This window comes from Clostridium sartagoforme (assembly GCF_039521405.1).
In the GTDB taxonomy this organism is placed as follows: domain Bacteria; phylum Bacillota; class Clostridia; order Clostridiales; family Clostridiaceae; genus Clostridium; species Clostridium sartagoforme.
In genome coordinates this window covers 1-1,595 of record NZ_BAAACH010000047.1, presented here as the reverse complement: position 1 = coordinate 1,595, position 1,595 = coordinate 1, and the positions used below count along the sequence as shown (strand labels likewise).

General features: G+C 35.5%; 1 protein-coding gene. It reads right to left on the bottom strand.

Translation table 11 applies throughout. The annotated features are described in order from the left end of the window. Nucleotide 1 precedes the first annotated feature (1 nt). On the bottom strand, nt 2-1,595 hold a 1,594-nt coding region (gene tnpC, locus ABDZ60_RS18600; protein WP_343780252.1), incomplete at its 5' end, for an IS66 family transposase.

The following is a 1,595-nucleotide window of genomic DNA, read 5'->3' as shown; positions in this document are numbered from 1 at the left end:
GTTAAGCGGACTCCTCATTTTTTTGTTTACTATTCTTATTATAGCAGCATTCAGGTAAACTTCCTGACCAAGGAAGATACTGCTCCAGCAGTTGCGGGTTCTCAGCAGAGTTTATATTTGGCAATAATCTAAATAAATAACTTAAATACTGAAACACATTTAGGTTATTAGCTTTTGCAGTCTCAACTATGCTATAGGCAATGGCACTAGCTTCCGCCCCTTTAGGGGTATCTGCAAAAAGCCAACCTCTACGACCTACTGCGAAGGGACGTATACAGTTTTCAGCTGCATTGTTCGAAATGGGAATACGCCCATCTAAAAGGAAGTTCTCTAAATATGCTCTTTGATTCTTAGCATAAGTAATAGCTTCACTAAGCTTTTTATTATTCATCGGATTTATGGTTTCAAGCCAATTCCAAAAATCCTCAAGAACAGGCTTGCTTTTTTCTTGACGCTTAATAAGCCTTTCTTCAGGCGTAAGGGTTTTTAATTCTCTTTCAAATTTGAAAAGTTTATCGCAAAAGGCTCTACCTTCAGATCCTTTTGATCCTGGAATTTCCTTTCCTTTATCTAAAGGAATACTTTCAATGAAATATCTTCTTACATGGCTCCAGCAAAGGCAACGAATAATATTTTCAACCTTTTCGTAACCAGCATACGCATCTGTAACTAAAAATCCATCAAATTCCTTAAGGAATTCTTGCGCATGCTTACCTGCTCTAGTTCTAGTGTATTCAAAGATAACTATATTTTTATCTTCGCTTTCACCGGAACGGTATAACCACATAAAAGATTGGCTAGAAGGTTTCCTGCCTTGTTCTTTATTGCATTGAATTCTAGTCTCATCAGCATTTATAATCTCACAATTATGGAGCTCTTTTTTCATGAGATTATACATCGGCTTTAGCCATTCGTTGCTAGATCTAATAATCCAATTCGCCATTGTTGATCTTGAAAGATTAAATCCTCTTTGGAGCCAATCATGTTCCTGTCGATAAAGTGGCATACCATTAACATATTTTTGATAAATAACTTCTGCAACAGTGGAAGGCGAAGCTAAACTTCTCTTCATTACTGGCTTTGGTACAGGAGCTTTTACTATTACATCGGCGCTGCTATCAGCAGTACCACACTCGGGACATTTATATACATATTGTACATATTCAATTACTTTAACAGATGGTGGAACAAATTCAACTTCGGTTCTAACAACATTTTTACCGATAGAAGCCATCTCTGTTGCACAGTACGGGCAAAGAGAATCCTCGCCTTCTAATATACATTCAACAGTTTCTCGAGGTAAATCTTTTATAACAGCTTCTTTACTTCCTTTTTTTCTTGGAGTTCTTTTATGTGTTGAAACTATTATATTTTCTGGAGTAGGTTCAATAGCCCCACTATCAGTTGAAGCTTCAGCTTCATTAAATAAAGAAATTTGTCCTTCAATTGGAGTTTTTTCTGTAGATGCTCCAAATAATTTTTTATTCTTATGTAAAATAGCTTGAGTTAGGTTCTCTACTTGTGAATTTAAAGTTTCAATTTTTTCTTCTTGTTCTTTAACTTTTTTACGCAATTCTAGTAGTTCTTCATATTCA